This is a genomic window from Pseudomonas sp. USTB-Z, assembly GCF_019691255.1.
In the GTDB taxonomy this organism is placed as follows: Bacteria; Pseudomonadota; Gammaproteobacteria; order Pseudomonadales; family Pseudomonadaceae; genus Aquipseudomonas; species Aquipseudomonas alloputida.
Window position 1 is genome coordinate 155480 of sequence record NZ_JAECZP010000003.1, and the last position, 25008, is coordinate 180487.

General features: G+C 63.2%; 24 protein-coding genes and 1 riboswitch. Of the genes, 14 read left to right on the forward strand and 10 right to left on the reverse strand.

Annotated elements, in window-relative coordinates:
* Positions 1-31 precede the first annotated feature (31 nt).
* Together sstT and I8746_RS04725 are read left to right on the forward strand one after the other, a co-directional pair.
* On the forward strand, positions 32-1243 hold the full coding sequence (gene sstT, locus I8746_RS04720) for a serine/threonine transporter SstT (protein WP_221100211.1): 1212 nt from the start codon (positions 32-34) through the stop codon (positions 1241-1243).
* An 88-nt stretch (positions 1244-1331) separates the two neighbouring features.
* A complete protein-coding gene (locus I8746_RS04725; protein WP_221100212.1) occupies positions 1332-1979 on the forward strand; it encodes a YceH family protein in 648 nt (215 codons plus the stop codon).
* A gap of 4 nt (positions 1980-1983) precedes the next feature.
* Here the strand turns inward: I8746_RS04725 and I8746_RS04730 are convergent, their stop codons facing one another.
* The 3 genes from I8746_RS04730 to ahpC all read right to left on the reverse strand — a co-directional run bounded on the left by I8746_RS04730 (position 1984) and on the right by ahpC (position 4993).
* The gene (locus I8746_RS04730) at positions 1984-2172 is read right to left on the reverse strand and encodes a hypothetical protein (RefSeq protein WP_003250541.1); all 189 of its coding nucleotides are present in this window, start codon (positions 2170-2172) and stop codon (positions 1984-1986) included.
* A 570-nt stretch (positions 2173-2742) separates the two neighbouring features.
* Positions 2743-4305 (reverse strand): alkyl hydroperoxide reductase subunit F, encoded by a 1563-nt coding sequence (ahpF, locus tag I8746_RS04735; protein WP_221100213.1) that lies wholly within the window; start codon positions 4303-4305, stop codon positions 2743-2745.
* Positions 4306-4429: 124 nt separating this feature from the next.
* Entirely contained in the window at positions 4430-4993 is a 564-nt protein-coding gene (gene ahpC, locus I8746_RS04740) for an alkyl hydroperoxide reductase subunit C (protein ID WP_003250537.1), read from the reverse strand.
* A gap of 321 nt (positions 4994-5314) precedes the next feature.
* On the opposite strand from ahpC, the gene I8746_RS04745 reads away from it, so the two are divergent.
* On the forward strand, positions 5315-6379 hold the full coding sequence (locus I8746_RS04745; protein WP_041167238.1) for a TerC family protein: 1065 nt from the start codon (positions 5315-5317) through the stop codon (positions 6377-6379).
* A 95-nt stretch (positions 6380-6474) separates the two neighbouring features.
* Here the strand turns inward: I8746_RS04745 and I8746_RS04750 are convergent, their stop codons facing one another.
* On the reverse strand, positions 6475-7704 hold the full coding sequence (locus tag I8746_RS04750) for an acyl-CoA dehydrogenase (protein WP_012052905.1): 1230 nt from the start codon (positions 7702-7704) through the stop codon (positions 6475-6477).
* Positions 7705-7844: 140 nt separating this feature from the next.
* Between I8746_RS04750 and I8746_RS04755 the strand changes: the two genes are divergently transcribed.
* Positions 7845-8768, forward strand: coding sequence for a LysR family transcriptional regulator (locus I8746_RS04755; protein WP_012052906.1), 924 nt, complete (start codon positions 7845-7847; stop codon positions 8766-8768).
* Between the two features lie 193 nt (positions 8769-8961).
* A complete protein-coding gene (locus tag I8746_RS04760) occupies positions 8962-10116 on the forward strand; it encodes a cysteine desulfurase family protein (RefSeq protein WP_221100214.1) in 1155 nt (384 codons plus the stop codon).
* Positions 10117-10284: 168 nt separating this feature from the next.
* Here I8746_RS04760 and I8746_RS04765 read toward each other — a convergent pair whose 3' ends face one another.
* The 3 genes from I8746_RS04765 to I8746_RS04775 all read right to left on the reverse strand — a co-directional run bounded on the left by I8746_RS04765 (position 10285) and on the right by I8746_RS04775 (position 11964).
* Positions 10285-10722: an RES family NAD+ phosphorylase gene (locus I8746_RS04765; protein ID WP_221100215.1), complete on the reverse strand. Its 438-nt coding sequence runs from the start codon at positions 10720-10722 to the stop codon at positions 10285-10287.
* Entirely contained in the window at positions 10719-11168 is a 450-nt protein-coding gene (locus I8746_RS04770) for an antitoxin Xre/MbcA/ParS toxin-binding domain-containing protein (protein ID WP_003250525.1), read from the reverse strand. Before I8746_RS04770 ends, I8746_RS04765 begins: the two co-directional genes overlap by 4 nt.
* 142 nt (positions 11169-11310) lie before the next feature.
* On the reverse strand, positions 11311-11964 hold the full coding sequence (locus I8746_RS04775; protein ID WP_004573726.1) for an oxygen-insensitive NAD(P)H-dependent nitroreductase NfsB: 654 nt from the start codon (positions 11962-11964) through the stop codon (positions 11311-11313).
* Positions 11965-12067: 103 nt separating this feature from the next.
* Here I8746_RS04775 and I8746_RS04780 point away from each other — a divergent pair, with 103 nt between their 5' ends.
* From I8746_RS04780 to I8746_RS04790, 3 genes are read left to right on the forward strand one after another with little or no spacing between them, the layout of a single operon-like run.
* Positions 12068-12991, forward strand: a complete 924-nt coding sequence (locus I8746_RS04780) for a LysR family transcriptional regulator (RefSeq protein ID WP_221100216.1) — start codon at positions 12068-12070, stop codon at positions 12989-12991.
* A gap of 48 nt (positions 12992-13039) precedes the next feature.
* Positions 13040-13870 carry an AraC family transcriptional regulator gene (locus I8746_RS04785; RefSeq protein ID WP_003250518.1) on the forward strand — a complete coding sequence of 277 codons (831 nt, stop codon included), beginning with the start codon at positions 13040-13042 and terminating at the stop codon, positions 13868-13870.
* A 50-nt stretch (positions 13871-13920) separates the two neighbouring features.
* Positions 13921-14505 carry a LysE family translocator gene (locus I8746_RS04790; protein WP_221100217.1) on the forward strand — a complete coding sequence of 195 codons (585 nt, stop codon included), beginning with the start codon at positions 13921-13923 and terminating at the stop codon, positions 14503-14505.
* Positions 14506-14544: 39 nt separating this feature from the next.
* Here the strand turns inward: I8746_RS04790 and I8746_RS04795 are convergent, their stop codons facing one another.
* Positions 14545-15744, reverse strand: coding sequence for a sugar transporter (locus I8746_RS04795; protein ID WP_003250514.1), 1200 nt, complete (start codon positions 15742-15744; stop codon positions 14545-14547).
* 206 nt (positions 15745-15950) lie between these two features.
* Between I8746_RS04795 and I8746_RS04800 the strand changes: the two genes are divergently transcribed.
* The gene (locus I8746_RS04800) at positions 15951-17267 is read left to right on the forward strand and encodes a hypothetical protein (protein WP_014753766.1); all 1317 of its coding nucleotides are present in this window, start codon (positions 15951-15953) and stop codon (positions 17265-17267) included.
* A 110-nt stretch (positions 17268-17377) separates the two neighbouring features.
* On the opposite strand, the gene calA is transcribed toward I8746_RS04800, so the two are convergent.
* Positions 17378-18430, reverse strand: a complete 1053-nt coding sequence (gene calA, locus I8746_RS04805; protein ID WP_012052913.1) for a vanillin reductase — start codon at positions 18428-18430, stop codon at positions 17378-17380.
* Between the two features lie 181 nt (positions 18431-18611).
* Between calA and I8746_RS04810 the strand changes: the two genes are divergently transcribed.
* Complete coding sequence (locus tag I8746_RS04810) at positions 18612-19517, forward strand: AraC family transcriptional regulator (RefSeq protein WP_014753767.1); 906 nt, start codon at positions 18612-18614, stop codon at positions 19515-19517.
* Between the two features lie 63 nt (positions 19518-19580).
* Here the strand turns inward: I8746_RS04810 and thpR are convergent, their stop codons facing one another.
* On the reverse strand, positions 19581-20126 hold the full coding sequence (gene thpR, locus I8746_RS04815; protein ID WP_014861781.1) for an RNA 2',3'-cyclic phosphodiesterase: 546 nt from the start codon (positions 20124-20126) through the stop codon (positions 19581-19583).
* Positions 20127-20284: 158 nt separating this feature from the next.
* Between thpR and lpxO the strand changes: the two genes are divergently transcribed.
* From lpxO to I8746_RS04835, 4 genes are all read left to right on the forward strand, one after another.
* Positions 20285-21184 (forward strand): lipid A hydroxylase LpxO, encoded by a 900-nt coding sequence (gene lpxO / locus I8746_RS04820; protein WP_221100218.1) that lies wholly within the window; start codon positions 20285-20287, stop codon positions 21182-21184.
* 118 nt (positions 21185-21302) lie between these two features.
* A complete protein-coding gene (locus I8746_RS04825) occupies positions 21303-21647 on the forward strand; it encodes a carboxymuconolactone decarboxylase family protein (RefSeq protein WP_014591592.1) in 345 nt (114 codons plus the stop codon).
* 78 nt (positions 21648-21725) lie between these two features.
* Positions 21726-22295: a GNAT family N-acetyltransferase gene (locus I8746_RS04830; RefSeq protein WP_003250500.1), complete on the forward strand. Its 570-nt coding sequence runs from the start codon at positions 21726-21728 to the stop codon at positions 22293-22295.
* A gap of 155 nt (positions 22296-22450) precedes the next feature.
* Positions 22451-22659, forward strand: a riboswitch (cobalamin riboswitch).
* 108 nt (positions 22660-22767) lie between these two features.
* Positions 22768-24894 (forward strand): TonB-dependent siderophore receptor, encoded by a 2127-nt coding sequence (locus tag I8746_RS04835; protein WP_221100219.1) that lies wholly within the window; start codon positions 22768-22770, stop codon positions 24892-24894.
* Positions 24895-25008 lie beyond the last annotated feature (114 nt).

The following is a 25008-nucleotide window of genomic DNA, read 5'->3' on the forward strand; positions in this document are numbered from 1 at the left end:
GCCCTTTCCAGATTCCGAGATACCGCTGCACATGACCCCTCTCCTCCGCTTCCTCAACCGCACCAGCCTGGTGACTCAGATCGTCATCGGCCTGCTCGCTGGCATCGCCCTCGCCCTGCTGGCACCTGCCATCGCCCGCGACCTGGCCTTTCTTGGCAAGGTGTTTGTCAGCGCCCTGAAGGCGGTTGCGCCCGTGCTGGTGTTCATCCTGGTCATGGCTTCGGTCGCCAACCATCGTCACGGCCAGGAAACCCACATTCGCCCGATCCTCTGGCTGTACCTGCTGGGCACCTTTGCCGCAGCAGTGGTGGCCGTGGTTGCCAGCATGCTGTTCCCGTCGCACCTGGCACTAAGCACCAGCGAAGCCTCGCTGAGCGCGCCAGGCGGCATCACCGAGGTGCTGCAGAACCTGCTGCTGAGTGCGGTAGACAACCCGGTCAATGCCCTGCTCAATGCCAACTTCATCGGCGTGCTGACGTGGGCCATCGGCTTGGGTGTGGCCCTGCGCCACGCCGGCGAAACCACCCGTACCGTGGTCGAAGACCTGTCCACGGGTGTAACCCTGATCGTGCGCGTGGTCATCCGCTTCGCCCCGCTGGGCATCTTTGGCCTGGTCAGTTCCACCCTGGCCCAGTCGGGCCTGGACGCGCTGCTCGGCTACCTGCACCTGTTGGCGGTACTGATCGGCTGCATGCTGTTCGTGGCGCTGGTGATGAACCCGCTGATCGTGTTCTGGAAGATTCGCCGCAACCCCTACCCGCTGACACTGCTGTGCCTGCGTGAAAGCGGCATTACCGCGTTCTTCACCCGCAGCTCGGCCGCCAACATCCCGGTGAACCTGGCGTTGTCGGAACGCCTTGGCCTGCATGAAGACACCTACTCGGTGTCGATCCCGCTGGGCGCGACCATCAACATGGCCGGTGCGGCGATCACCATTACCGTGCTGACCCTGGCCGCCGTGCATACCCTGGGTATCCAGGTGGACCTGCCGACTGCCGTGCTGCTCAGCGTGGTGGCGGCAGTGTGCGCCTGCGGCGCCTCGGGCGTGGCTGGGGGTTCGCTGCTGCTGATTCCGCTGGCGTGCAGCCTGTTTGGCATCCCTAGCGAAATTGCCATGCAGGTAGTGGCGGTGGGCTTCATCATCGGCGTGTTGCAGGATTCTGCCGAAACGGCGCTGAATTCTTCGACCGATGTGCTGTTCACCGCGGCGGCGTGTCAGGCCGAAGAGCAGCGTAACGGCTAAGCGGGCCGGGGCCGCTTTGCGGCCCCAATTGCCTTACGCGATCGCATTACCTACCCTAGTGGCCTTTCCCCAGCCACGAGACAGGGCCATGTCAGAACACGAAACCGCAGGTGAAGGCCGCTTCAACAGCATCGAGGTCCGCGTTCTCGGCTCGCTGATCGAAAAGCAGGCCACCAGCCCAGAAAGCTACCCGCTGACCCTCAATGCCCTGGTCCTGGCCTGCAACCAGAAGACCAGCCGCGAGCCGGTGATGAACCTCACCCAAGGCCAGGTCGGCCAGGCCCTGCGCGTCCTCGAAGGTCAGGGCATGACCCGCCTGCAGATGGGCAGCCGTGCCGACCGCTGGGAACATCGGGTAGACAAGGCACTGGAGCTGGTGCCAGCGCAGTTGGTGCTGATGGGCCTGATGTTCCTGCGGGGCCCGCAAACCCTCAACGAACTGCTGACCCGTAGCAACCGCCTGCACGACTTTGACGACACCGAGCAGATCCAGCATCAGCTGGAGCGCCTGATCTCGCGGGGCCTGGCCTTGCACCTGCCACGCCAGGCCGGCCAGCGTGAAGACCGCTACACCCATGCCTTGGGCGACCCGGCGGAAATCGAGGCGATTCTCGCTGCACGGCAGCAGGAAGGCGGCGCGCGCACCACTGGCGGCAGTGTGTCAGAAGAACGCATCGAGGCCCTCGAAGCCCGCATTGCGGCGCTGGAAGCACGCCTGTCAGAGCTGGAAGGCTGAGCCGTCACGGCTCGGGGTCGGGGAAATTGCGGCAGCTCTTGCGCTCGGCCAGCTCCCGGTCAGTGGGGCGCTGGTCGACGAACACAGCGCGACCGTCGGCGTAGATTTCCAGGTAGCCCCAGTGCAGGTCCTGCTCTTGCTGCCCGGGCTTTGGGGGGACTAGCCACCAGGGTTCGCGGCTGATCAGGGTCATGGGTGTGATTCCTGAGGGGTCTGCAGTAAGCATAGACACCTTCAGGTCCTGCTTTGCTTGCACCGGCCCTTTCGCGGGTAAACCCGCTCCTACAGCGTCCTGTGTCCAACCCTCGATGTGTGTCCGCCACCAATCTGCGTAGGAGCGGGTTTACCCGCGAATACGGCGGCGGTGGCAACGGTGAACGGCGGGTGGAGATTGGCCAGCAGGCCCGGCCTCTTCGCGGGTAAACCCGCTCCTACGACGGCCTGTGTCCAGCCCTCGATGTGTGTCTACCACCGATCTGTGTAGGAGCGGGTTTACCCGCGAATACGGTAGCGGCAGCAACGGTGAACGGCGGGTGGTGATTGGCCAGCAGGCCCGGCCACCGACATGTGTCCACCACCGATCCGATGTAGGAGCGGGTTTACCCGCGAATACGGTAGCGGCAGCAACGGTGAACGGCGGGTGGTGATTGGCCAGCAGGCCCGGCCTCTTCGCGGGTAAACCCGCTCCTACGGGGATCTTCACAGTTTCAACAACTGCGCAGTCCTGTGAGAGCGGCTTCAACCGCGAAAGGGCCGTACAGGCTTACGCCGGTGCCGAAGTCCGAATCAGGTGGTCAAAGGCCGCGAGCGACGCCTTGGCCCCCTCACCCACCGCAATGACGATCTGCTTGTACGGCACGGTAGTCACGTCACCTGCTGCAAACACACCCGGGATGCTGGTCTGGCCCTTGGCGTCGACAATGATTTCGCCACGCGGCGACAGCTCGACGGTGCCCTTCAGCCAGTCAGTGTTGGGCAACAGGCCAATCTGCACGAAGATGCCTTCCAGTGCCACCTCGTGCTGTTCATCCGTGGTGCGGTCCTTGTAGCGCAGGCCGGTGACCTTCTCGCCATTGCCCAGCACCTCGGTGGTCAGCGCGCTGGTGATCACGTTGACGTTCGGCAGGCTGCGCAGCTTGCGTTGCAACACCGCATCGGCACGCAACTGGCTGTCGAACTCGATCAGCGTCACCTGGGCGACGATACCGGCCAGGTCGATGGCCGCTTCCACACCCGAGTTGCCGCCGCCAATCACCGCCACGCGTTTGCCCTTGAACAGCGGGCCGTCACAGTGCGGGCAGTAGGCCACGCCGCGGCCACGGTACTCTTGCTCACCCGGCACGTTCATTTCGCGCCAGCGGGCGCCAGTGGCCAGGATCACGGTCTTGGCCTTCAGCGAAGCGCCCCCCGCCAGGCGCACTTCGTGCAGACCGCCCTCGGCGGCCGGAATCAGCGCGTCACCGCGCTGCAGGTTCATGATGTCGACGTCGTACTGTTTGACGTGCTCTTCCAGCGCCGTGGCCAGCTTCGGCCCTTCGGTTTCCTGCACCGAAATGAAGTTCTCGATGGCCAGAGTGTCCAGCACCTGGCCGCCGAAGCGCTCGGCGGCAACACCGGTACGGATGCCCTTGCGGGCAGCGTAGATAGCAGCAGCGGCGCCAGCGGGGCCACCGCCGACAACCAGCACGTCAAAGGCTTCCTTGGCGTTGATCTTCTCGGCCTGGCGGGCGCCAGCGTTGGTGTCGATCTTGCCAATGATTTCTTCCAGGCCCATACGGCCCTGACCAAACACTTCACCGTTGAGGTAGATACTCGGAACCGCCATGATCTTGCGCGATTCCACTTCGTCCTGGAACAGCGCACCGTCGATGGCAACATGGCGCACGTTGGGGTTGAGTACCGCCATCAGGTTCAGTGCCTGGACGACGTCCGGGCAGTTCTGGCACGACAGCGAGAAGTAGGTTTCGAAGTTGAATTCACCTTCCAGGGCCTGGATCTGCTCGATCACTTCGGCACTGGCCTTGGACGGGTGGCCACCGACTTGCAGCAGTGCCAGCACCAGCGAGGTGAATTCGTGACCCATGGGGATGCCGGCGAAGCGCAGGCTGATATCGGCACCCGGGCGGTTCAGCGAGAACGAAGGGCGACGGGCATCGGTACCGTCCGCGCTGAAGGTAATGAGGTTCGACAGGCTGGCAATCTCTACCAGCAGGTCGTGCAATTCGCGGGACTTCGCGCCGTCGTCGAGGGAAGCAACGATCTCGATCGGCTGGGTGACCCGCTCCAGGTAGGTTTTCAGTTGCGATTTAAGCGTGGCGTCCAACATACGGGCGATTCCTTTTTCAAAACTCGGATACAAAAACGCCCAGGCGAGGTCGCCCGGGCGTTTGACGGGGCGGTAGGTACTTCAGCTTTGGCGGCTGCTTACCGCCCGCGTTATGGGCATGACCTTAGATCTTGCCTACGAGGTCCAGCGACGGCGCCAGAGTGGCTTCGCCTTCTTTCCACTTGGCCGGGCACACTTCGCCTGGGTGAGCGGCAACGTACTGAGCAGCCTTGACCTTACGCAGCAGTTCAGCAGCATCACGGCCGACACCACCGTCGTTCAGCTCGACAATCTTGATCTGGCCTTCCGGGTTGATCACGAAGGTACCGCGGTCGGCCAGGCCGGCTTCTTCGATCAGCACGTCGAAGTTGCGCGAAATGACGTGAGTCGGGTCACCGATCAGCGGGTATTCGATCTTGCCGATGGTGTCCGAAGTGTCGTGCCAGGCTTTGTGAGTGAAGTGGGTGTCGGTGGAAACACCGTAGATTTCCACGCCCAGTTTCTGGAACTCGGCGTAGTTGTCAGCAAGGTCACCCAGCTCGGTCGGGCAAACGAAGGTGAAGTCGGCCGGGTAGAAGAACACGACAGACCACTTGCCTTTCAGATCGGCTTCGCTGACCTGAACGAACTCGCCTTTGTGGTAGGCGGTGGCGTTGAAGGGTTTGACCTGGCTGTTGATGATTGGCATGAGAGACACTCCTTCATGGGGTTGGAATCAGTTGATGGACAGAATCCTAACCAATCATCCCGCTGAAGGCTCATTGGCAAAGCTCATGCTTTCAATTGGTTTTGGCTATAACCGGGGTTACTTAATAGAAGGGAACGGGCTGAGCAAAGGATTGCGGTCCTGAGCGCTGCACTGGCAAAGAAATGTAACAGCTCCCCATTCGGCATCGCGGGCAAACGGGTCTAGGCTCAAACCCATGTGATACCGGGCCCCTCTGACGGCTGCCAAGCCGCCATGTCGGATCACTGTTGCCTTGCAACGTCGACATTCAAGGAGGGGCTCATGACAGCTCTGCAAGCATTCCTCACAACACCTGTCCTCGGTACCAGCGCCTGGTTGTGGCTGGTGTTCATGGCCATCGTCATCGGTTTGTTGGTGCTCGACCTGGGCGTGCTGCACCGCCACGACCGGGAAATTGAAATGCGCGAGAGCCTGCTGCTGTATTCAGGCTATTTCAGTGTCGGTGTGCTGTTCGGCGCGGGGGTCTGGTACCAGTTGGGCGCGCAGTCGGCACTGGAGTTCTACACCGGTTTTTTGGTCGAGCAATCGCTGTCCATGGACAACGTGTTCGTCATGGCGATGATCTTCAGCTACTTCGCCATCCCCCGCCGCTACCAGCACCGCGTACTGTTCTGGGGCATCCTGGGCGTGGTGTTCCTGCGGGCCATCATGATCGGCGTGGGCGCGGCGCTGGTACAGAACTTTGCCTGGGTGCTTTACATCTTCGGTGCCTTCCTGCTGTTTACCGGGGTGAAAATGGCGCTGTCGAAGGAAGACAGCCGCCCGGACCTGGCCAACAACCCGATCCTCAAGTTCGTGCGGCGGCACATGCGGGTTACCGACCAGATCCATGGCTCGCACTTCTTCGTACGCCACACCCCGGCCGGGCACAGCAAGGCGCTGCGTTATGCCACCCCGCTGTTTCTGGCGCTGGTACTGATCGAACTGGCCGACCTGGTGTTTGCCGTCGACAGCGTGCCGGCGATCTTCGCCATCACCCAGGACCCGTTCATCGTCTACACCTCCAACATCTTCGCCATCCTCGGCTTACGCTCGCTGTATTTCGCGCTGGCGGCGCTGATGCACCGGTTCGTCTACCTCAAGTACGCACTGGCACTGGTGTTGATCTTCATTGGCTGCAAGATTTTCTACCACGGCATGGTGGGCAAGGTGCCGGCGCTGCTGTCGTTGGGCGTGACATTCGGGTTGTTGCTGGGTGGGGTGGTGATTTCGTTGATCAAGACGCGGGGGCAAAAAAAGGATGACAGTATGGATGGGCACCAGCCGCACGCCATTGGACAAGAACCCGCGTCCAAGAGAGAAAAAGACACGCAACTAGGTGCCTGAGTGAATCACTTGCACTGGCCACGTCGCGGGCAAGCTGAGTGCTGCCCGTGTAGGCGCGGGCTCACCCGCGAATGGGCCGGCGCAGGCTGACGCGTTCACCGCCCGCTACGCAACATCTCCACCGGCACATACTTGCCAATCTCGTATTTGCCAATCGCCGCCCTGTGCACTTCATCCGGCCCGTCAGCCAGGCGCAGGGTGCGCTGCATGGCATACATGTAGGCCAGCGGGAAATCGCCGCTTACCCCTGCCCCGCCATGTATCTGGATAGCCCGGTCGATCACCTTCAAGGCCACGTTCGGCGCCACCACCTTGATCTGGGCGATCTCGCTACGGGCCACCTTGTTGCCGACGGTGTCCATCATGTAGGCCGCTTTGAGCGTCAGCAGCCGGGCCATGTCGATTTCCATGCGCGAGTCGGCGATCTTGTCGACGTTGCCGCCCAGGCGTGCCAGTGGCCGACCGAAAGCAGTACGCTCCACCGAGCGCTTGCACATCAGCTCCAGTGCGCGCTCGGCCATGCCGATCGAGCGCATGCAGTGGTGGATACGGCCTGGGCCCAGGCGGCCCTGGGCAATTTCGAAGCCGCGGCCTTCGCCAAGGATCACGTTTTCGTACGGCACCCGCACATGATCGAAAAGGACTTCGGCATGACCATGGGGCGCATCGTCATAACCGAATACCGGCAGCGGGCGGACGATCTTCACGCCTGGCGTGTCGGTCGGCACCAGCACCATGGAATGCTGCTGGTGGCGTGGCCCTTCAGGGTCAGACAGGCCCATGAAGATCATGACCTTGCAGCGCGGGTCGCAGGCGCCGGAAGTCCACCACTTGCGGCCGTTGATCACCCACTCGTCACCGTCCCGTATGGCGGTAGCAGCCATGTTGGTGGCGTCCGAGGAGGCCACGTCCGGTTCGGTCATGGCAAACGCCGAGCGGATCTCGCCACGCAGCAGCGGCTCCAGCCACTGGCGTTTTTGCGCCTCGCTGCCGTAGCGCACCAGCACTTCCATGTTGCCAGTGTCCGGCGCCGAGCAGTTGAACGGCTCCGGCCCGAGCAACGAGCGGCCCATGATCTCTGCCAGCGGGGCGTACTCCAGGTTGCTCAGGCCGGCGCCGTATTCCGACTCTGGCAGGAACAGGTTCCACAACCCTTCGGCGCGGGCCTTGGCCTTGAGCGCCTCCATGATTGCAGTGGGCTGCCAGCGGTCACCCTCGGCGACCTGGCGCTCGAACACGGCTTCGGCGGGGTAGACATGAGCGTCCATGAACGCAGTGACACGCTCGCGCAGTGCCTGGACCTTGGGCGAATAGGCGAAATCCATCTGGGCTACCTTCACAGTTCGGAGTACGTGGGCCAGAGCCTAGAGCAGCATTGCTCCATCCACCTAGTCTATTTTCCGCGTGTATAAACATTCATAACCGATATATGATCGGCCGATAATTCCAACAAAGAGCGGCGCCCATGAACCTTAGCAAGGTCGACCTCAACCTGTTCATCGTGTTCGATGCGATCTACACCGAAGCCAACCTGACCCGCGCCGGGCAGATCGTCGGCATTACCCAGCCGGCAGTGTCCAATGCCCTGTCGCGCCTGCGCGAAACCTTCAATGACCCGCTGTTCGTGCGCACTGCGCAAGGCATGGTGCCCACCCCCATGGCGCAGAACATCATCGGCCCTGTGCGCAACGCGCTGGCGCTGCTGCGGACTTCGGTGCAGGAAAGCCGCATTTTCAATCCGCAGCAGGCCAACAAGACCTTCCGCATCAGCATGACCGACCTGACCGAGGCGGTCATCCTGCCGCCGCTGTTCCAGCGCCTGCGCCGCCTGGCGCCGGCAGTCATGATCGAAAGCTTCCTGTGCAAGCGCCGCGAGACCACCAAGGAACTCGCGGCCGGCCGCCTGGACTTTGCCATCGACGCGCCACTGAACACCGACCCGCAGGTGCGCCACATCAAACTGATGCAAGACCGCTATGTCTGCGCCCTGCGCCAGGGTCACCCGCTGGCCGACAGCAAGCTGACCCTCGACAGCTACCTGGGCATGACCCACATCCATATCTCCAGCCGCCGCAACGGCCTGGGTTACGTCGACCTGGCGCTGGGCAAGATGGGGGTTCAACGCAAGGTCGCCCTGCGTTCGCAACACTACCTGATGGCGTCGCAGGTGTTGCAGCAGACCGACATGGCGATGACGGTCCCCGAGCGCTTCGCCCGTCGCCATCAGTTGCGTTATCAGGCGCTGCCGGTGGAGGTCCCTGCGCTGGAAACGCACCTGTACTGGCATGAAAGCACCGACCAGGACCCGGCCAACCGCTGGATGCGCGAGCAGATTACGGAATTGTGCGAGCGCGTGGTTGCAGAGGAAGAGAAGGCTCTGGAGCCCTGACGGTGCCGGCGAGGGCCCCTTCATGGCTCTCACCAGGCAAAGTAGAAAATCCCATGAAAGATCTTCGATAGAGAATTTTTTTCTAAAATAATCGCGAATCGACCTGAGGGAAACGAAAAAAATACCGCTGCTGGCAGGTACGCTTACGTCAATGATTGCCGATTTGACGGCCACTGACACGGACCCGCCCTCAATGCCTAGCGCCCCACTCTACTTCGATTACGCCGCCACTACCCCAGTCGACGACCGGGTTATCGAAACCATGCTCGCCTGCCTGGGTAACCAGGCCAACTTCGGCAACCCGGCGTCCAGCGGCCACGCCTTCGGCCAGGCTGCACGTCACGCCGTGGAACAAGCGCGCCAGCAAGTCGCCGAGTGCGTCGGCGCGCACGCCGAGCATCTGGTATGGACGTCAGGTGCGACCGAGTCCAACAACCTGGCGCTCAAGGGTATTGCCCAAGGCATCGGCCAGCCCGGGCACCTGATCACCAGCCAACTGGAACACAAGGCCGTGCTCGACACCGTGGCCGAACTGGAGCGCCAGGGCTGGGCCGTTACACGCCTGGCACCGGATGGCAATGGCCTGATTCAGCCTGCAAGCGTGCAGGCAGCGTTGCGCGCTGACACCCGCCTGGTATCGCTGATGGCGGTCAACAACGAACTGGGCACGGTCACTGATTTTGCCGCGGTCGGCGAGCAGGTACGTGCCCATGGTGCCCTGCTGCACGTGGATGCCGCGCAGGCCGTGGGCAAGCTGGCGATCGACCTGCATACGATGGCCGTGGACCTGATGTCTTTTTCGGCGCACAAGGTCTACGGGCCAAAAGGCATCGGTGCGCTGTATGTCGGGCCGCGCGCCCGCGTGCTGATGCGTGCGCAGATGCACGGCGGCGGCCACGAGCAGGGCCTGCGTTCCGGCACCCTGGCGACCCATCAGATAGCGGGCATGGGCAGCGCCTTTGCCTTGGCCGGCCAACCTGGCGACAGCGAACACCAGCGCCTCGAGCAACTGGCAAGACGCCTGCGCACAGGCCTGCTGGCCATGCCCGGCGTTACCCTGAACGGCTGCGCCAAGCAACGCATTCCCCATACCTTGAACCTGTGCATCGACAGCAAGGGCTTCAACAGCACGGCGCTGGCCGGCGAGCTGGCCTTGTCGACCACCTCGGCCTGCAACTCGGCGAGCAACGCTGCCTCGCATGTGCTGCTGGCACTGGGGCTGGATGAGCGTCAGGCTCGCAACAGTGTGCGCTTGAGCATCGGCCGTTTCAGCACCGAGGCTGACGTGGACAAGGCGCTCGAAGTGTTTGGCCGGGTGCTGGCGTCAGCATCGGCAGCACTGTGGTGACCACGCCCTAGTGTGGTGTTTCACAAATAACGACCATAACTCGCGGCGCTTTTTGCGCTCATGCGGCGTTGTCGCTCCTCGCCGTAGCTGGGCTACGACTCGTCGCGACGCCTTGCCTGAGCGCAAAAATCGCTCGCGAGTTATTGGCCGTATTTGCAAAACACCACACTAGAACAGGCGGCTGTCCGGCGTGAAATCCTCAACCTGGATTTTCGCGCTCTGCGCCTGCGGGTGCCGTGGGTTGAACAGGTAATTGGTGGTGCTGGGCATGATCGCGCTTGGCACCGGCAGCAGCAATGCCGAACCGTCATCCAGAAAACGATTGCCCAGCGTACGGGTCAACTCAGGCTGAGCAGACCAGCCGGGCTGCAAAGCGGGCAACTGCGCCTGGGAAACCGTGTCGGGCAGTTCGATGCGAAGCAAGCGCATGGTGGTCGGGAAATCCTCGGGGTCGATCTCCAGGTGCACCAACAATTCCAGCATCGCCCCGGGAGGGCTGGTGGCGGCATACACCACCGGCCGACCCGCCTGGTGCCAGCGGCCACTTACACGCAAGCCCCCCGTACCGCTCAAGTCTGCATAGGCGCTGATTCGCCACAAAATCACAGGCCATAGCCCTCGGCAATCTGCAGCAGCATTTCTTCGACCTGCGTGGTGCCTTGCTGGGTGGTGAGCATCTGCATCGGCGTCAGCCCCGAGAAACGCTCCTTGGGCTTGGAAAGCCAGCGTTTGGCCTTGCCCGCTTCACCGAACACAGCCTCGGCCATGGCGGTGATGTGGGCCGAGCGGAACAGCCGATCGCTCTCATCCACGGTCAGCGGTTGGTCGCGCTCGATACGGGATTTGAGGGTGCGCAGCGGGATGATCTGGTCGCGCTCCACCGGTGTGAGCACACCGCGTTCGGTCAGCTTTACCAACCAGGTGGCGGCAAAACCATCGGTGATGCGGGTGTGGATTTCGAAATCGCTGGCAAGCTCGGGAATGTCCAGCAGCGCCTGCAAGCGCGCCCGGTACTCGTGGTAACCGTTGTCGCGAAGCACTTCGGCAAGCATGGCAGGCTCCTTTTCGGCATTTGCCGATAAGTATGCGGTATATGCCGGGTCATTGCCAGTTTGCCTGATCGGGCGGTCGACGTCTGGGCTTTGCCAGATTAACCGCCAGCGTTGCCAGGGCCGCACAGCGGCCCCGGAAACCTCACAGGAAGGTGAACACTTGCGATGCCGGCAACCGCGACTTGCTCAGCCCGGCATTGAAGTCCGCCTCACTGCGGTAACCCAGGCTCAGGATCACCACACTGGTAAAGCCACGCTCACGCAAACCCAGTTCGGCATCGAGGACCTTGCTGTCGAAGCCCTCGATCGGCGTGGCATCCAGCCCATGCGCCGCTGCACCCAGCAAGGCAGTTCCCAACGCCAGGTAGGTCTGCTTTTCCATCCAGTGCTGCACATCCTTCTGGTCGAAGCGGTGCAGGTTGACGTAGTGCCGGCGGCTCTGGTTTTGCCCGGCGCGCGCTTGCTCATCACGGAAACGGCCATCGGCAGCCTCTTGATCGAGCACGGCGTTCAGGTGTTCTTCAGTCATTTCGGTACGGGTGCAGAACACGATCACATGCGAGGCATCGAGAAGCTTCTGCGTGTTGTAGGCATAACCCTCAGCAGTGCTCTTGGCCAGGCGGGCCTTGCCTTCGGCCGTGTCGGCGACGATGAAATGCCAGGGCTGGGAATTGACCGACGACGGGCTGTGACGCAGTTGTTCGAGCAGGGCGTCGACGGTGGCCTGGGGAATGCGGCGTGAGGCATCGTAAGCTTTGGTGGTGTAACGGCGCTTGGCCAGCGATACGGTATCCATGCGACAACTCCGGAGTGAACAGTGGATTTGCCGGGCATCTTATCTTTCCAGCAAAAAAGAAAAAGCGGCACAATGTAACAACACTTTCATCCCTGGAATGAAAATGCTGCGCATCACCGACCTCGAACTGTTTGCCCGCAGCAGCGTGCTGGGTAGCTTCACTGCCGCCGCCCATGAAGCCGGCCTGCTGCCGGGCCAGGTGGCTGCCGCGATCAAACGCCTGGAACGCGACCTGGATGTACGCCTGTTCGCCCGCACCACCCGCAGCCTGCGCCTGACCGCCGAGGGCGAGCGCTACCTGCCAACCGCGCTGAATGTGCTGGAAAGCCTGCGCCAGGGCCATGAAGATCTGCATGGCAACCCCAATAGCCTGCGCGGCATCCTGCAGGTGTCGGCCCCTTCCGACATGGGCCGCAACATGTTGTTGCCCTGGCTCAGCGCCTTCCGCCACGACCACCCGGCATTGCAACTGCGCTTCTTCCTGTCCGACCAGATGGCCGACCTCAACCGCGACCCTGTGGATGTGGCCATCCGCTATGGCCTCAACCAGGATGCCAACTACATCGCCCTGCCACTGGCCGAATGGAACCGCCGCGTGCTGGTGGCCTCGCCCGACTACCTGGCCCGTCACGGCCGCCCGCTTACCCCCGACGCACTGCAGCAGCATGCCTGCCTGCTGTACATGCAGCACAGCCGGGTGTACGACAAGTGGCAGCTGGGTAATCGCACCGTGCAGGTGCGTGGGCCGCTGGTCAGTGACGATGCCGACGTCATCCGCCGCCTGGCCATCCAGGGGGAAGGTATCGTCTACAAGTCGTGGCTGGATGTCAGCGCCAACATCGCGGCCGGTGAACTGGAAATGGTCCTGCCCGAATTGCTCGGCGAGCCTACCCCGCTGACCTTGGTCTGCCCTCATCGCAAACAACTCACACCGGCCGTGAAGCAATTGCACCTGTGGCTACGCGAACGCTTCGAGGCCCTGCGCGCCCGGGCACTGACCAACGGCTGCACAATCGTTCCAGACTGAGCCGGGGGCGTTGCGCTAAGGTAGCCATTTACCCCACGGTACACGTCCATGAGCAACTGGATCGACTTCAAACAAGACGCCGACACCGGCATCGAGTCGGTCCGCGCGCATTTTGTCGGCCATGCCTATGATCCCCACTGGCACGACAGCTTCCTGGTCGGCGTGACCGAGCAGGGTGTGCAGCAGTTCAACTGCCGCCGGGTGCGCCACCGCAGCACACCGGGGCAGGTATTCTTACTTGAGCCTGGCGACATCCACGATGGCCTGGCGCCCACCGAAGAAGGCTTCACCTATTCGACGCTGTACCTGGAGCCCGCCTGGCTCGACCAACAGCTGCGCGCGCTGTACGAGCACGCGCCGGGCGACAGCCTGCCCAGCTTCGCCGACACCCTGTGCCACGACGAACGCCTGGCACGGGCCACCGCCCTGGCCTTCAGGGCCGTGCATGACCAGGACTTGCGCATCGTCAGGCAAACGGCCATGGACGATCTGCTGGCCTGCCTGACCCGCCACCTGCACTGGCGCCGCCGCATCAACCCCGACCCGCGCCTGCCGCTGACCGCACAGCGCGCCCGGGACTTCCTGCATGCCAATCTGGAGCGCGACATCGGCCTGGAGGACCTGGCCCAGGCCTGCGGCATTGACCGCTTTCGCCTGACGCGTGCGTTCAAGGCGGCGTTCGGCATTGCACCCCATGCCTACCTGATCCAGCTGCGCCTGGCACGCGCGCGGCGCCTGCTTGCCCAAGGCCAGACACCGGCCGAAGTGGCCGTGGCGTTGGGCTTTGCCGACCAGAGCCACCTGGGGCGCTGGTTCCGCCGCGCCTACCAGTTGACCCCGGCCGACTACCGCAGGCGCTGCTCAAACCTTCCAGACTGAGTGCCGGCGGGCAGCGAGCATGGTGCTTCGATGTTACGGAGCCCTGAACCATGTCTGAGTCGTTGTTGCCCTTCATGCTGTTTGCCCTGGTGTCCAGTATCAGCCCGGGGCCGACCAACCTGTTGATCCTGGCCCATGGCGCCCGCCGGGGCCTGCGCGCAAGCCTGGCGCCGATCGTGGCGGCGTGTGGCGCGGCTGCAGCCATTGTGCTGCTCGTCGGGCTGGGGCTGGGCGAACTGCTGCTGCGCCACCCCCTGGCGCAACAGCTGATGAGCGGGGCCGGGGTGCTGTGGCTGAGCAGCCTGGCCTGGAAGATGCTGCGCAGTGCCGCCGCCCCGCTCCACACGACCACGGCGCCAGGCTTCAGTGCGCTCAGCGCGGCTTCGTTGCAGGTGGTGAACCCCAAGGTGTGGTTGATGGCCGTGGCGGTGGTCGGGGTATTTGCCGCGCCGTCGTTGCCAGTGTGGCAGCTGGCGCTGGTGTTCTTGCTGATCGCTCTGCCGAGCATGGCCGCGTGGGCGGTGTTGGGGGTGGGGAGCGCCCGGTGGCTGCAGGCACCGGGGCGGTTGCGGGTGTTCAACCAGGTATTGGCGGGGGTTTTGTTGATATCGGCATGGGCTGCCGTATTGGCCTGAGTCTCTACTTGACCGGCAAGGGGCCTGAGCGGCCCCGGCTCAGCGTGCCAATGCCTCGCGAAAGCGCCGGGTACTGGCAACGGCCAGTACCAGCCCGACCACTGCCACGCTGCCGCCCACCAGGCCGATATCCGCCACATTCATCTGGCTGCTGACGATACTGCCCAGCAGCGCACCCCCGCCAATACCGATGTTGTAGATACCCGAGAACAGCGCCATGGCCACATCGGTGGCGTCGGACGCCAGCTTCAGGGTCTTGGACTGCAGCGCCAGGCTGAAGCTGAGAATGGCCACGCCCCAGAACATGCTCAGCACTGCGAACACATAGAAGTTGCCCGACAGCGGCAACATCAGCAACAGGCACGCGGCGAGTACCCCGATCGAACCCACCAGGAAGCCATGCGGGAAGCGGTCGCTGTAACGGCTGAACAACAACGAACCAAAAACCCCGGCACCGCCGAACAACAGCAGCAACAGTGTGGTGCGGTCGCCGCCGATCTGCGCTACGTGCAGGGCGAACGGCTCGATATAGCTGTAGGCCGTGAACTGCGCGGTAATGACCAACGTCACCAACAAGTAGGTAATGACCAGTGCCGGGCGCTTGAACAGGACCGGCAGGCTGCGCAACGAACCGGAGTTCTGGCTGGGCAGCAGCGGCAGCGATTTCATCAGGCACAGCATGGTGGCTAGCGCTACCCCGCCAATGCTCAGGAACGTGATGCGCCAGCCCAGTGCCTCGCCCACCACACGGCCCAGCGGGATGCCCAGGACCATGGCCAGGGTAGTGCCGGTGGCCAGCAGGCCCAGCGCCTTGGCCTGCTGGCCCGGCGGCGCCACACGCACCGCCAGCGAGGCGGTGATGGACCAGAACACCGCATGCGCCAGGGCAATGCCGATACGGCTGACCAGCAGCATGGCGAAGCTCTGCGAAAGCCACGACAGCACGTGGCTGACAATGAACACCAGGAACACGAACAGCAGCAGACGCCGCCGTTCGATGTTGCGGGTCAGCAACATCATGGGCAACGAGGCCAGCGCCACGATCCAGGCATAGATGGTCAGCATCAGGCCGACCTGGGCAGTGCTCATGTCGAAGCTGCGGCCAATGTCACTGAGCAGCGCCACCGGGACGAACTCGGTGGTGTTGAAAATGAAGGCCGCCAAGGCCAGGGCGATGACGCTCAGCCAGCTGCCGCTGCCCGTTGTGGGCGGCAGGTGTGTGGGTATGGGTCCGTTCATGGGTGGAAACCGCTTCTCCGCAGACAAAGCAACAGGTCGCACGCCAGCCCCCCCGCTTGCAGGGGTGCCAACGTACGTTTTGTTATGGATAGGAATGCCCGGCATGGTACGCGTCAAGCTGGGGCCTCACAACTGCTGGGCAGGCAGAAGGAGTACCATGCGCGCTTTGTGTGAAACGCGCGTGCAACAAGGAGCCCGATCCGCTCATGGACAAGCAGCACCCCCAGCAGCAGTGGCAGCAGGCAGTCATCGCCTATGCCCAGGCCGTCAACGACTACGTCGCGCAGGGCCGTGCGCACGGCTGGGACAACCTCGAAGAGCCGCAGGCACCCGCCACCGAACACCTGCTCGACGCCTGGCTGGCAGCCCTGCAGGCAGCCAACCGCCCTGGCATGGACGAACCGCAGCGTCAGGCATTTCGCGAGGCTTGGCCACCCGCACACCACCCCTTGATACCGTTGCTCGAAGACCACGGCCAAGGCATCAGCCATGTCCTGCTGCTGGAAGATGGCAGCCTGCTGGCCCGCATCGGTATGCCTTACGACAAGGGCCAGGTGGTGCGTATCGATCACCATGGGGTAACCCCGGTCATCGGCATCGAACACTTTGGCCGTTGCCCGGCGCGGCGCTATTTCGCCCTGGCCAATACCGAGGGCGTGCGTGTGACCGATGGCTGGGGCGGCCCGCAAGTGCAGCGCCTGGCCTGGCCTACGGGGCTGGAGGGGTTGCCGCCAGGCTACCCGTTCGAGCCGTTCGACCTGCCGCCCACACCGACCGCGCTGATCCCCTTCCCCGATGGCCAGCGAGTGCTGCTGGTGAGTGCCGAAGGTATCTTCGTGCTGGCCACTCAAGGTGCGACTCGCCTGCTGCCACAGCAGACACGGGTGCTCGATGAGCTGGCCGAGGGCACCGACCCGGACGACATCAGCCTGGGGCTGAGCATGGAGCATGGTGCGGTGTCGGCGGATGGCCGGCTGATCGTCGTGGGTGAGCAAGGCAGCCGACACCTTGTTCTGGACGAACGACTCAAGCCGCTGGCGCACATCGGCCCGGGCAGCGAATACCCGCACTTTGCCTTGTTCAACCGCGCGGGTGACCAGTTGATCGTCAATGCCTGCCATTTCTACAGCGGTGCCACGCTGGCCGTGAGGGTGGCAGACCTGCACGGGCTGGATACCGATTACTACAGCCAGGACCCGCGTACCCCGCTGGTGCAGGATGGCGCAAGGGTGTATGCGGGGGTTGCGCGCGATGGCGAGTACATTGTGGGTGATGCCTATGGCTACCTGCGGGCGTTTGGCGAAGAGGGTAAGGAGCATTGGCAGCATTACCTGGGATCGACCATCAGTGCGATGGATATCAGCGCCGACGGACAAACGCTGGTGGCGGCGAGCCATGCGGGGGTTATTTCGGTGATTGCGCTGGATAGCGGGCGGCCCGAGTGGCAGATCGGTACCGGGGCGCACGGCGAGGTGCGGCGATGGTTGTTCTGGAAGGCCTGGGACAAGCCGATGGCCTGGTAAAACGGCTGCATCGTTGCTGCCTGTACGGGCCCCACCGCGCGCAAGCCCTACATCACCCCTGTGTAGGAGCGGACTTGCCCGCGAAGAGGCCGGTACAGGCAACCGACCCATCAGCCCTGTAACGTGGCCATGTCGATCACGAACCGGTACTTCACATCACCGGCAATCATCCGCTCATAGGCCTGGTTGATGTTGCGGATATCCAGCATCTCGATATCGCAACGGATGTCGTGCTCGGCGCAGAAGTTCAGTACTTCCTGAGTCTCGGCAACCCCCCCGATCAACGACCCCGCCAGCACTCGGCGCTTCATCACCAGGTTGGCCGCATGCAATGCCGGGTCGATCGGTTCGATCAGGCCGACCAGGATGTGCACACCGTCGAACTTCAGCGTTTCCAGGTACGGGTTGAGGTCGTGCTGCACCGGAATGGTGTCGAGCAGGAAATCGAAACGGCCGGCAGCGGCGCGCATCTGCTCGGCATCCGTGGAGACGATCACATGGTCGGCCCCCTGGCGGCGCGCTTCCTCGGCCTTGGCCTGAGAGCGCGTGAACAGGGTCACTTCCGCACCCAGGGCCTTGGCCAGTTTGATGCCCATGTGGCCCAGGCCGCCCATGCCGAGGATGCCGATCTTGTGGCCCGGGCCAACGCCGTGGTGCTTGAGCGGCGAATAGGTGGTGATGCCGGCGCACAGGATAGGCGCAGCGCTGGGCAGGTCCATGCCGGCCGGTATGCGCACCACGAAGTGCTCGCTGACCACGATGCTGCTGGAGTACCCCCCCATGGTGTTGCTGCCATCGACCCGGTCCGGGGTGGCGTAGGTCATGGTCGGGCCTTCGAGGCAATATTGCTCCAGGTCCTTGGCGCAGGCTTCACAGGTACGGCACGAGTCGACCATGCAGCCGACGCCCACCAGGTCACCGACCTTGTGCGCGGTGACTTTGTCGCCCACCGCCGTGACCCGGCCGATGATCTCGTGGCCCGGCATCAGCGGGTACACGGCAATGCCCCATTCGTTGCGCGCCTGGTGGATGTCGGAGTGGCACACGCCGCAGTACAGGATGTCGATGGCGACGTCATCCGGGCGCGGGCTGCGGCGTTGGAACGTCATGGGGGCCAGGGGGCTGGTGGGGGTTTGAGCGGCGTAACCGATGGCGGTATACATGCAGGGCCTCGCAGTAAAGTGAAACGATTCAGGCGACGCATTTTGCGCGCCGTTCGCCGCCTCGCCCACGGCTGATTCTCCGGCATGCATGCCTGATTCTCCGAAGGTGTCATCTAACACCTGGCGCCACGCCCTCAATCTGCGATGATCAAACTGTCTGATTCTCTGCCCTTGGTCCACCATGCAACTGACCCGTCACGTCGACGCCAATGCGCCGCTTTGCGCACTGATCCGCAGCCTCGCCACGCGCCCAGGCTTTGTGCCCACGCACCTGCCCCAGGTACAGGTGCTGAGCTGGGACCACTATGTGGCCAGCAGCCCGCAGATCTACGAACCAAGCCTGATGATCCTGGCCCAAGGCAGCAAACTGGCGCGCCTGGGGCCGCGCACCCTGGAGTACGGCGCCGGGCATTACCTGGTGCAGGCGTTGTCGGTGCCGTTCATGTGTGAAACCTTTGCCACCCGCGAGGCGCCGCTGTTGGGCGTGGCGGTGGGCATCGACCGTGGCGTGCTGGGCGAGTTGGTGCAGAGCATGGGCCTGGCACCGGACGCTGAAGTGCAGGCGCAAACCCCGCAATCGATGACGTCGGCGGCACTGGATGCGCCCATGCGCGAAAGCGTGGAGCGGCTGCTGCGCTGCCTGCACGACCCGCTGGACGCCAAGGTGCTGGGCCCGGCGCGTGTGCGCGAAGTGCTGTACACCGCCCTGCGTGGCCCGCAGGCCGGTGTGCTGCGGGCACTGGTGGAGCAACAGGGGCACTTCGCCCGCATCGGCGCCGCCCTCGCCCACCTGCGCGAGCACTACAGCGAGCCGCTGAGCGTGGAGGCACTGGCTGCGCGCGCCAACATGAGCGTTTCAACCTTCCACGAACATTTCAAGCGCTGCACCGACATGGCGCCGATGCAGTACCTCAAGCGCTTGCGGCTACTCAAGGCGCAGCAGATGCTGATCGGCGAAGGCCTGGGCGTGGCACAGGCTGCGCACAGGGTGGGCTATCAGAGTACCTCGCAGTTCAGCCGCGAATACAAGCGCCAGTTCGAACGCAGCCCAGGGGATGAATTGCCTTACCAAAGCATGCCGGTGTAATCACCCGATCTGAACAGCCCCTGCAGGTACGCATCCGGGACAAGGCGTTTTTCGCCCGGCGGGTCAGCCCGCCAGCGGCCACTGCGCCAATGGCCAGTAAGCCCCCTTGCGCGACTCGTAAAGCGTGAAGTGTCGCGCGGTGAGGTAAAACTCCGGCGCGCTACTGGCCTCGGGCGGCTGCCCGCGGTAATCCCTGGACAGCGTCAGGTGCGGTCGATACTCACGCGTGGCCGCTTCCAGCCCCAACGGCAGCAACGCCTGCTGCAAACCGTACACCAGTTGCAACAGGGCGGGCGGTACCTGCTGCGCCTCCAGCACCAAGGCGCCGGCCCGTTGCCACACCTGCAAACGGTCGAGCAACAGCCGCGGCGCCGAGGTTGGCAGCGCCAGTTGGTCAACCGCCGCGCACATTGCAGGCACCTGCGCAGTGTCCACATCACCGAGAAACAGCAGCGTGACATGGAAGTTGGCCGCCGGCACCGGTTTGCCGCTGCGCAGGTTCAGCCCGCGCCGCCACTGGGCCAGGTCACGGCGCTGCGCGTCGCTGACCGGCAAGGCGAAGAACAGCCGCTTGAACGGGCTACCGCTGGGGCGTATATCCTGAACCATACAAACTCCCTGACATGAAACGTTTGCGCAAGACTGTAGGGTATTACACCAATGTCGCCCCGCAGTTTGGTAACAATAAGTACAAACTGCCCCCATGATTGTTTATGCTGGCGGGCTCATGCCTCGGCGCATGGCCATTTTTCGACAAGTAAACGTCCATGAAAATTGCACTCGTACTTATCTTCGCCTTCTCGATCGCCTATGTTCACCTGCGCGGTCGGGTTCGCCACAAGCTGACTCGTCAGCTGGGCGACCACTCCAGCTTCCTGGCCCCGATCAACAGCTTCCTGTACCTGTTCTCCAAACATCCGGCCAAGCCCTACCTGCCGGTCGAGGCCTTTCCAGAACTGAAACCGCTGCAGGACCACTGGCAGGAGATCCGTGAGGAAGGCCGCCAGTTGCTGCACGTAGGCGAAATCAAGAAATCCGACAATTACGATGACGTCGGTTTCAACTCGTTCTTCAAGACCGGCTGGAAACGTTTTTACCTGAAGTGGTATGGCGAAAGCCACCCGTCGGCAATGGCCCTTTGCCCACGCACGACCGAGCTGCTGCAAGGCATCGGCACGGTCAAGGCCGCCATGTTCGCTACCCTGCCTCCGGGAGCCAAGCTGGTGCGCCACCGTGACCCGTATGCCGGCTCGTACCGCTACCATCTGGGCCTGGACACGCCGAATGACGACGGCTGCTACATCGACGTGGACGGCGAGAAATACGCCTGGCGCGATGGTGAGGGGGTGATCTTCGACGAAACCTACATCCACTATGCAGCCAACACCACCGAGCACAACCGCATCATCCTGTTCTGCGACGTCGAACGCCCGCTCAAGTACCGCTGGGCAACCGCGTTCAACCGCTGGTTCAGCCGCAACGTTATGGCCGCTGCCGCTGCGCCCAACGATGCCAGCGACAAGACCGGTGGCATCAACCGCCTGTTCACCCGCATCTACAAGATCCGCGAGCGTGGCAAGGCGCTGAAGAAGCGCAATCGCCTGCGCTACTACCTGGAAAAATGGGCAGTGGTCGCGGCGTTGGTGCTGGTGTTCATCTACATCTGAAGGCTCAACGCAGGCCACTGTACGAGTGACCTGCGTTTACCCACCAAAGTACCGCCTCGCACGTGCCACGCTTCGACTAGCCTGAAAGCTCCACTCGCAACCCCCCAAGGTGAAGACGATGAGCATGATGGACTGGGACGCCTACCGTAAGCAGTTGATGGCCGGCATCGGCGATCTCAAGCAACTCTCCCCCGACACCGTAGCCGGCTACATGACCGCCAGCGGTGCAGGCGCCAAAACCAACCACCTGGATGCCAAGACCCGCGAGCTGATCTCCTTGGCCGTGGCTGTGACCACCCGCTGCGACGGGTGTATCGCCGTGCATTCGCAGCAGGCCGTCAAAGCGGGTGCCAGCCGCGAGGAAATTGCCGAGGCCCTCGGCGTGGCCGTGGCCATGAACGCCGGTGCCGCGCTGGTGTACTCGGCCCGCGCAATGGACGCGGTGGGCAAGGCCAACGGTTGAGCACAAACGGCGTCGCCGCCCTTGCGCGACGGCGCCGCGCCACCCAGACTGGGCGGCTCACCCCGCGCAGGAACCCGCATGATCCACATTCGCCCCATGACGCCGGAAGATTTTGATCGTTTCTGGCCCACCTTCCAGGCCATTGTCCAAGCCCGTGAAACCTACGCTTTCGACCCGGCGCTGAGCTTCGAACAGGCCCGCCAGCTGTGGCTGGAGCTGCCCTTGCACACGCTGTTGGCCGAAGAAGATGGCGAGCTACTGGGGTCGTATTACCTCAAGCCCAATGCTGCCGGGCCTGGTGCGCATGTAGGCAATTGCGGCTACATGGTCTGCGAACAGGCACGCGGCCGGGGCGTGGCGCGCTTGATGTGCGAGCACTCGCAAAAGCTGGCGCGCCAGGAAGGCTTTCTGGCATTGCAGTTCAACTCGGTGGTAGCCACCAACGCAGTGGCCGTGGCGCTATGGCACAAGCTGGGCTTTGAAACAGTCGGCCGTTTGCCCAAGGCCTACCGTCATGCCCGCCTGGGGCTGGTGGACTGCCTGGTGATGTACAAATGGCTGGCGGATGAGCCGGTGGTGGAGAAGCCGCCGCTGCTGATCGGGCGCAAGAACATCGAGGCACGGGTATCGCGGCGCCGCGGGCGCTAGCTTTACAGGCAAGCCTGCCTCCCCAGCCAACTCATCACGCTGGGGCCTGATGTTCTTGCCAAATGGGGCTCCGGCGCCGCAAAAACGCACAACCTGTTGTTTTCTCTCAGCATTCACAGCACACCAACATTTGACGCCCCAGCCTTTCAATGGTCAGATGCGCACCAGTTTCAGGTGCCCTGCGCCGCCGCGCGCAGGGTGAAACGGGAAACCGGTGCGTCGTGTTGCCCACGACAAGTCCGGTGCTGCCCCCGCAACGGTAAGCGAGCGAACCCTTCGAGATACCACTGTGCTCAAGCATGGGAAGGTGAAGGTTTCATGCCCCTCGCAAGCCCGGAGACCGGCCTGGAGCTTCACTTGGCAACCCGCGGTGGGCGGGCGCAGGCCGGAATCCGTGCGCGCGCCTGCCTGCATGGTTCGCCTTTGCGTGTTTTCCACCGGGATCCATTCATTCCTGCAGCAGTGGAACGACATGTCCCGTATGTTCAAACTTCACCCCCTGGCGGCCTGCCTGGCCGTTGCCCTGCCGGCGCTGGCTGATGACCGCGACCCGCAGCCTCTGGCCCTGCCTTCCACGGCCATCACCGACACCCAGGACAACCGCACCATCGACCTGGCCACGCCGACCCAGGCCGGCTCGCGCCTTGGCCTCAGCGCCCTGGAAACACCGGCCAGCACCAGCAGTATCAGCGAACGGCAGATTCAGCAGCGCAACAACATCACGGTGCAGGATGCAGTGACCCGCTCGCCGGGCATTACCTTTGTCGGCTCCCCGGGGGACGGCGGTACAGGCCTGTCTGCCCGCGGCTTTGCCGGCCACAGCTCAGTGATGACCCTGTTCGACGGCGCGCGCCTGTACACCGGTGCCGGCACACAGACCTTCCCGGTCGACCCGTGGATGGTCGAACGCATCGAGGTGATTCGCGGCCCGGCCTCGGTACTGCATGGCGAAGGCGCCACCGGCGCAGTGATCAACGTGATCCCGAAAAAACCTTTTGCCGGCGAGGTGCGCAACCACCTGCGACTGGGTTACGGCTCGTGGGACCGCCAGCAGCTCGGCCTGGACAGCGGCGGCAGCCTCAGCGAGCGCCTGAGCTACCGCCTGACGCTGAACCAACAGGCCGGCAATGGCTGGGTCGACCGCACCGCTTCACGTAGCCTGGCCCTGAGCGCCGCGCTGCGTTTTGACGCCAGTGATGACCTCAGCTTCACGCTGGCCCATGACCGCGGCGATGCACAACCTGCCAACTACTACGGTACCCCGCTGATCGACGGCCACTACCGCAGCAGCCTGCGCAAAAAGAACTACAACGTGCAGAACGACGTGCAGCAGTACGTTGATGAATGGACCCGGTTAACGACCGACTGGGCGCTGAACGACCAGCTCAGCGCCAGCAACCAGCTGTACTACATCAAAAGCCGCCGCCACTGGCGCAACGCCGAGGACTACAGCTGGGACGCCGGGCGTCAGCAGTTGCTGCGCGGCAGCTACCTGGAAATCAAGCACAACCAGGAACAGTTCGGCGACCGTCAAACCTTCACCTTCGACCACACCCTGTTCGGCCTGGACAGCAAGACCGTGCTCGGTGCCGAATACAACAAGGTGCGATTCAACGTCGACAGCAATTCACCCTACAACGATGTCGGCGGCGACTACCTCGACCCGTGGCAGCCGCAGCCCGGCGGGTTTCATAGCGCCTCGCCGTTGCGGCCGCAAACACTCTCGACCACCCATACCTTTGCCCTGTTTGCCGAAAACCGCCTGCAATTGAGCGATCGCCTGTCTTTGGTTACCGGCGTGCGTCGCGACCAGAACCACATCGACCGCAACAACTTGATCAACGACAGCCGTAGCGATCGCAGCCTGCAAGGGGGCAACTGGCGCGTCGGGCTGGTGTACGCAATCAGCGACGACCTGTCGTTGTACAGCCAGTACTCAACCAGCGAGGATGGGGTCAACAACCTCATCAGCCTCAGCCCCGCGCAGATGAACTATGACCTGACCGAGGCGAAGCAGACCGAGGCAGGTCTCAAGCAGCGCTTTTGGGAGGGACGTGGCGAATGGACGCTTGCCGCCTACCACATCGTCAAGAAAAAGCTGCTGGTGGACGACCCGATCACCCACGAGAAGCAACAAGCCGGGCAGCAGACCTCCGATGGCCTGGAAGCGACGCTGGAGCTGGCCCTGGCCCATCAGTGGCAGGTGTCGGCCAACGCATCGCTGATACGCGCCAAGTACGACGACTTCGACGAAAGGGTCGGCGGCCTGCCGCAGGATCGGGCAGGCAACCGGCCGGCCAACGTGCCACGGCGTACCGCCAACCTTTGGTTGAGCAAAGGCTTCGGCCAGCAGGTGGAGGCTGGCATTGGGGCGCGCTATGTGGATGAGCGTTATGCCGATACCGCCAATACCCAGAGCGCCCCCGGGTACACCGTGGTCGATGCCAACATCGCCTGGCAGGTGTTGCCGGATGTGAAATTGGGGTTGCAGCTGAACAACCTGTTCGATCGCGAGTATGTGCAGTCGGCGTTCAGCGGGCAGCAGTGGTTGATGGGGATACCGCGGTCGTACTTCGCGACGGTGGATTACAGCTTCTGATCTGGGTGGCTTGTGCCGCGAGAGCCCGGCACTGGCCACACAAAAACCCCTACCCCCCTTTCACCGCCTTGTTATACGATAACGTTTCACATGACATCAATTCCTATTAGATAC